This window comes from Streptomyces sp. FH025, from assembly GCF_017427025.1.
Lineage (GTDB): Bacteria > Actinomycetota > Actinomycetes > Streptomycetales > Streptomycetaceae > Kitasatospora.
The window spans coordinates 1-6,061 of sequence record NZ_JAFLNG010000474.1 but is presented as its reverse complement, the minus strand read 5'-3'; the positions used below and the strand labels follow the sequence as shown (position 1 = coordinate 6,061).

6 protein-coding genes and 1 pseudogene are annotated in these 6,061 nt (G+C 74.4%); 5 read left to right on the top strand and 2 right to left on the bottom strand.

Going from position 1 to position 6,061, the window contains the following annotated elements:
* The 4 genes and pseudogenes from J0670_RS27100 to J0670_RS27085 form a co-directional block, all read left to right on the top strand.
* Nucleotides 1–226 (top strand): annotated as a pseudogene (locus tag J0670_RS27100) (hypothetical protein); the annotation flags it as partial.
* 27 nt (nt 227–253) lie between these two features.
* Nucleotides 254–1,483 carry an acyltransferase gene (locus J0670_RS27095; protein ID WP_207814301.1) on the top strand — a complete coding sequence of 410 codons (1,230 nt, stop codon included), beginning with the start codon at nt 254–256 and terminating at the stop codon, nt 1,481–1,483.
* 111 nt (nt 1,484–1,594) lie between these two features.
* Nucleotides 1,595–1,942: an MmcQ/YjbR family DNA-binding protein gene (locus tag J0670_RS27090; protein ID WP_207814300.1), complete on the top strand. Its 348-nt coding sequence runs from the start codon at nt 1,595–1,597 to the stop codon at nt 1,940–1,942.
* A 186-nt stretch (nt 1,943–2,128) separates the two neighbouring features.
* Entirely contained in the window at nt 2,129–3,343 is a 1,215-nt protein-coding gene (locus tag J0670_RS27085; protein ID WP_307806711.1) for an alpha/beta hydrolase, read from the top strand.
* Between the two features lie 9 nt (nt 3,344–3,352).
* Here J0670_RS27085 and J0670_RS27080 read toward each other — a convergent pair whose 3' ends face one another.
* Nucleotides 3,353–4,369 (bottom strand): YafY family protein, encoded by a 1,017-nt coding sequence (locus tag J0670_RS27080; RefSeq protein ID WP_207814298.1) that lies wholly within the window; start codon nt 4,367–4,369, stop codon nt 3,353–3,355.
* A gap of 123 nt (nt 4,370–4,492) precedes the next feature.
* Here J0670_RS27080 and J0670_RS27075 point away from each other — a divergent pair, with 123 nt between their 5' ends.
* The gene (locus J0670_RS27075) at nt 4,493–5,074 is read left to right on the top strand and encodes a TIGR03086 family metal-binding protein (protein ID WP_207814297.1); all 582 of its coding nucleotides are present in this window, start codon (nt 4,493–4,495) and stop codon (nt 5,072–5,074) included.
* A 46-nt stretch (nt 5,075–5,120) separates the two neighbouring features.
* Here the strand turns inward: J0670_RS27075 and J0670_RS27070 are convergent.
* The coding region (locus J0670_RS27070; protein WP_207814296.1) for an aldo/keto reductase at nt 5,121–6,061 on the bottom strand (941 nt) is incomplete at its 5' end.

Here is a 6,061-nt window from a genome sequence, read left to right as displayed (position 1 = left end):
CCTCGACCCGGGCGTCCCGCTCTGGGCCACCACCCGCAACGACTCCGACTGGATCGGCTACGTACCGGGCGTCCGGCTGCTCGGCCTCGGCCACGGCGCCGACCCGACCGGCCCCGGCTTCGGCGCCCGCCCGCTGCCCGCCACCGGATCCCACGGCCACACCGGCTACTTCGCCCCCGGCACCGCCTCGCTCGCCGCCTACGCCGCCATCGCCCTCGGGCGCTGAAACCCGCCCCAGGAAGGAGCACCAGCCATGGCCCACCCCGTCAGCGCCCTGCGCCGCGCCGCCGAGAAGGTCGACGCGAAGACCCCCGAGACCCGCGACCGCGCCCTGGACGGCCTGCGCGCCCTCGCCCTGCTCGCCGTCCCGATCGGACACTGGATGCTCGGCGGCCTCACCCGCTCCCCCGACGGCGCCCTGCACAACGCCAGCCCGCTCTCCTCGCTCGGCTTCTTCGCCCCGGTCAGCTGGGTGCTCCAACTGCTCGGGGTGTTCTTCCTGGTCGGCGGCCACTCCTCGGTCCGCTCGCTGGAACGGTCCCGCGCCAAGGGCCTGACGTACGGGAGCTGGCTGCGCGCCCGTACCGTCCGGCTGCTGCGCCCGGTGCTCGGGGTGACGGCGGTCTGGGCGCTGCTGATCCCGCTGCTGCCCCGCCTCGGCGTCCCCGCGGACACCCTGCGCACCGGCGCGACGCTGGTGGTGCAGCCGCTCTGGTACATCGCGGTCTACCTCGTGCTGACCGCGCTCACCCCGCTCTGCGTGGCGTTCGGCCGGCGGCTCGGCGGCTGGTCGGCGGGCCTGCTGGTGGCGGCGGTCGCGGTGGTCGACCTGCTGCGCTACGGGCCCTGGGCCGAGGCGGTGCCCTCCTGGGTCGGGCTGCTGAACCTCCTGCCGGGCTGGCTGTTCGGCTACCAGCTGGGCGTGCTGTGGGCGCGGGGCCGGCTCGGCCGCTCGCACGCCCGGGTGCTGCTGCTCGGCGGCGGCGCGCTGTTCGCCGTGCTGCTGCTGGTGTTCCACTACCCGGCCAGCATGGTCGGCGTGCCCGGGGCCGAGCGGACCAACTCGCACCCGCCGTCCCTGCTGGTGCTCGCGCTGGCGGCGGTGCAGTGCGGCGCCGCGGTGCTGCTGCGGGAGCGGCTGGGGCGGCTGCTGACCCGCCGTCCGCTGCTGTGGATGCCGGTGGTGGCGGTCAACCTGTCGGCGATGACGATCTTCTGCTGGCACCAGAGCGCGATGCTCGCGGTCGCGGTGCCCGCCGCGGCCGGCCTGGGCGCCGTCCCGGGGCTGACCACCGCGCCGGACTCGCTCGGCTGGGTGGCCGCCCGGCTGGCGCTGCTCCCGCTGTTCGGGGCCGCCCTGGTGGCGATCGGGTGGTTCGCCCGGCGCTTCGACGGGCCCTGGACGGCCTTCTCCCGGGTCGGCAAGGCACTGGCCGGGGCCGCGGCGGCGCTCTTCGCCGCCTACGCGCTGGGCGTGGTGTGACGCACGCCGTCGCCCATGCCGCGAAGGGGGCGCGGACCGATCGGTCCGCGCCCCCTTCGGCCGTTCCCCGCACCGGGGCGTGTTGTCAGTGCCCTGCTCTACCCTGCCGCCATGGTGACGTTCGACGAGTTCCGCACGCTGGCACTGGGGCTGCCGGAGGCCGCCCGGGAACCGACCTGGGGCATCGAGACGCTGCGGGTCCGCGGCCGGGTCTTCGCGATGGGCTCGCCCGAGGGAGAGAGCGTCACCGTCAAGGCCTCCCGCGAGGACCAGGCCGAGCTGCTGGCCGCCGAGCCCGAGGTCTTCTCCTTCGCCCCGTACGTCGGCCGGCACGGCTGGGTGAGCGTCCGGCTGGACCTGGTCGATCCGCAGGAGCTGGACGACCTGGTCACCGAGGCCTGGCGGCGGACGGCACCCAAGCGGCTGGTGCGCGAATTCGACGCCCGGAACTCCGGTTAGAGCCGCCGGAACGGCCACTTACGGACGCCGGAACGACACCCGTGGTTCATGTGATCCATCCCACAGTTTAGGCGTTCTCCGTCGCGCCTCCTGGCCCCCTAGGCTTGCGCAGGGAAGTCAGCAGTCCTTACACACCCTCCGGGCACCGCCCGCGAAACGGTGACGGGCCCCAAGGGAGTTGGTGCGGTGCGCAACCGTCGACGCTGGAAGCGGGTACTGATCGGGGCGTTCGCGGGTTGTGCCGTGCTCGCCGACGCCGGCGCCTCGGCGGCCGCGGCCGCGGTCTCCTCCGAGCAGCTGGCGATCTCCACGCCCCCGGCCGGCAGCGCCGCCTGGGTCCAGGACCACTCCTTCGGCCGCTCCCTGCCCGACCCGGCCACCACCAGCCCGGCCGCCGCCGCCGAGTTCTTCGCCTCGCTCGCCCCCACCGAGCTGGACCGGCTGATCAAGGACTACCCGCTGGTCGTCGGCAACTACGACGGCGCCCCGCTGGACCTGCGCTACCGCGCCAACCGCATCGCTCTGGCCGACGAGCGCGACGCCGCCCGGGCCCGCTCGCACGACCGCAAGCTGGACGCCGACACCCGCGCGCTGGCCGTCTCCCGCGCCAACGACGTCGCCCGCCTGCTCTCCCCCGGCCGCCAGATCCTGGCCTTCGACCCGCGCGGCCGCGGCCTGGTCAGCGAGGTGTGGGGCGACCTCGCCGACGCCGAGCGGATCTCCGTCGTCGTGCCCGGCTCGGACACCGACCTCGGCCACTTCGACCAGACCGCCGAACCGCTGCGCGGACCGGCCGGCATGGCCCGCGCCCTGTACGCCGAGGAGCAGCGCCAGGCACCGGGCACCCGTACCGCCGTCATCGCCTGGACCGGCTACGTCACCCCGGTCGGCCTCGGCCCGGACGCGGCCACCTCCCGGCTCGCCGACGTGGCGGCGCCCCGACTGGAGCGGCTGCTCGCCGGGCTCAAGGAGACCACCCGCCCGGACGCGCCCCCGTCGCTGCTCTGCCACTCGTACGGCTCGGTGGTCTGCGGCACCGCCGCCCCGGACATCCCGCGCGCGGCCGCCTCGCCGTCCGACACCTCGGGCATCACCGACATGATGGTGTTCGGCAGCCCCGGCATGGGCGTGCAGTCCAGCACCGAACTGGGCGCCGGCGTGCACGTGTGGGCCACCCGCAACCCCAGCGACTGGATCGGCAACGTCCCGTTCCTGGAGGTCGGCAAGCTCGGCCACGGCGCCGACCCGACCGGCGGCGGCTTCGGCGCCGAGCAGATCTCCTCGGCCCGCGCCGCCGGCCACAACGGCTACTTCACCGAGGGCACCGACAGCCTGCACAACTTCGCGGCGATCTCCCTCGGCGACTACCGGAACGTCATCCGGACCTCTCCCACCTCCTGACCCCACCTCCTAGTCCTGATAGAGGCGCTGGTCCTGATAAAGGCGCTGGTCCTGATAAAGGCGCAATGCCTCCGCCGCCGCCCGGGCCAGCTCGCGCCGGGCGGTCGGCGGGGTCAGCACCTCGGCGTCCGCGCCGAAGGCCAGCAGCGAACGCACGGCCGCCGGGGCCGGGAAGGCCATCGTCACCTCGACCCACTCCTCGGCCGGCCCGGTGCCCGCCTCCACCGGCGCCGCGGTGACCCTGCCGCCGTGGACGCGCAGGAACATGTCCAGCCGCCCTCGCCGCACCCGCACCCGCACCGGCACCTCCTTGGGCAGCCGCTCCACCTGCTCCCGCAGCACCGCCCACACCTCGCCGAGCCCCACCCCCGGCCGGCGCCGCACCGCCTCCTCCGTGGTCTCGGCGACCAGCACCCGGTCGGACCGGAACAGCCGCGGCTCGCCGTGCAGATCGGCCACCAGGTACCAGACCGAGGCCTTGCTCACCAGCCCGTACGGGTCGACGGTGTACTCCGTCGGCGCGGGCGTGCCGCTGTGCCGGTAGCGCAGCCTCAGCCGCCGGTCGGCGAAGACGGCGTACTGCAACTCACCCAGGTCCGGGCCGCTCTCGGCGGCGGGCGCGGAGCCCTTCATCCAGCGGGTCGGGTCGACCAGGATCCGCTCGCTGACCCGCTCGGCCGTCGGCCGGTGCGGGGCCGGCAGCGCGGCCATCACCTTGCGCAGCGCCGAGCCGAGCGCGCCGTCCAGCCCGAGGTCGCTGTGCGCGCCCTGGGCGGAGAGCACGAACAGCGCGCGGGCCTCGTCCGCGGTCAGCCCGGTGACGTCGGTGCGGTAGCCGGGCAGCAGGTTGATGCCGCCGTGCCGGCCGCGCTCGGTGAACACCGGCACCCCGGCGGCCGAGAGCGACTCCACGTCACGGTAGATGGTGCGGACGGACACCTCCAGCCGCTCGGCGAGTTCGGTGGCGGGCACCCGGCCGCGGGTCTGGAGCAACAGGAGGATCGATAGCAGACGTTCGGCCTTCATGGCACAAGAATCCCAACAATCCTGACGGCACTTGTCAGGTTTTACTGGGAGATTGCGTTCAGGCACCGAAAAGCGACCGAAGTCCCAAGGAAATCCCGCACCACACAAGGGAGCTGACCACCCGTGAACGCCAGCGTCCAGGACCCCCGCCCGCAGTACCTGCTCTCCCTCGGCCAGTTGGAGCGGCTGTTCGCCGCGATAACCCCGGCAGACCTCGACCGGCAGACCCCGTGTACCGACTTCACCCTGCGCCAACTGCTGAACCACGTGGTCGGCGGCGTCCACCGCTCCGCCTACATGGGCGAGGGCGGCCGCGCCGAGGACATCCTGATGGGCATCGAGGACCCGTCCGACGAGGGCTGGTCCGCCGCCCTGTCCCGGGCGACCGCCCGGGCCGCCGCCGCCTGGGCGGACGACAGCAAGCTCGGCCGCCCGACCCTCGCCCCCTGGGGCGAGGTGCCCGGCGCGGCGGTGATCGCCGGCTACCTGATGGAGGCGGCCGCCCACGCCTGGGACATCTCCCGGACCCTCGACGGGGAGTTCGAGCTGAACGAGGAGCTGTCGCACACCGCGATGGCCTTCGCCGAGCGGGTGCTGCCGCCCGAGGTCCGCGGCGGCCACCTCCCGTTCGGCCTGCCGCAGCCGGTCGCCGAGGACGCCGACATCCACACCCGGCTGGCCGCCTGGCTGGGCCGCAAGGTCTGAGCCCCCTCGCCCTCGGGGGCCCGGAGTCCCGGGCCCCCGGGGCGCGCTACTCCCGCCCGCTCTGGGTGAAGCTCATGTCGGCGTAGCGGTCGCCGACCACCCGGCCCGCGACCGGCTCCAGCAGCGCCAGCTCCTCCTCCGTGAGCCGCAGCGTCGCCGCCGCGGTGTTCTCCAGGAGCCGGGCGCGCTTGCGGGTGCCCGGGATCGGCACCACGGTCAGCCCGTGCACCTCGGCCTGCCGGTGCACCCAGGCGAGCGCGACCTGGGCCATGGTCACCCCGCGGGCCTCCGCGATCTCCCGCAGCGGCGCCAGCAGTTCGGCGTTGGCCGCCGCGTTCTCCCCGGTGAAACGCGGCTGGCTGCGCCGGAAGTCGTCCGCCGCGAGCTGCTCGGCGGCCTGGAACGCGCCGGTCAGGAAGCCCCGCCCGAGCGGCGAGTACGGCACGAAGGCGACGCCCAGCTCGGCCGCGGCCGGCACCGCCGTCCGCTCGACGTCCCGGGAGAACACCGACCACTCGGACTGGAGCGCGGCGATCGGGTGGATCGCGTACGCCTCGCGCAGCTCCGCCCCGGTCACCTCCGACAGGCCCAGCTGCCGCACCTTGCCCGCCTTGACCAACTCGGCCATGGCGCCCACCGATTCGGCCAGCGGCACGGCCGGGTCGCGCCGGTGCATGTAGTAGAGGTCGATCTCGTCCACGCCCAGGCGGCGCAGCGAGGCGTCCACCGCGGACCGGATGTACGCCGGGTCGTTGCTGATGCTCCGGTGGCTCGGGTCGTCCTCCTTGCGGACCAGCGCGAACTTGGTGGCGAGCACCACCCGGTCCCGGTTGGCCCGGACGAAGGGGCCGATGAACTCCTCGTTGCGGCCGAAGCCGTAGGCGTCGGCGGTGTCGAACAGCGTGACGCCGGCCTCCAGCGCGGCGTCCAGGGTGGCGAGGGCCTCACCGGAGTCGGTCGGGCCGTAGAACTCGCTCATGCCCATGC

What these genes read in the sequence shown, in the direction of transcription:
- J0670_RS27095 (WP_207814301.1), top strand. Translation starts at nt 254, where the DNA reads ATGGCCCACCCCGTCAGCGCCCTGCGCCGCGCCGCCGAGAAGGTCGAC.
- J0670_RS27090 (WP_207814300.1), top strand. Translation starts at nt 1,595, where the DNA reads ATGGTGACGTTCGACGAGTTCCGCACGCTGGCACTGGGGCTGCCGGAG.
- J0670_RS27080 (WP_207814298.1), bottom strand. Translation starts at nt 4,369, where the DNA reads ATGAAGGCCGAACGTCTGCTATCGATCCTCCTGTTGCTCCAGACCCGC.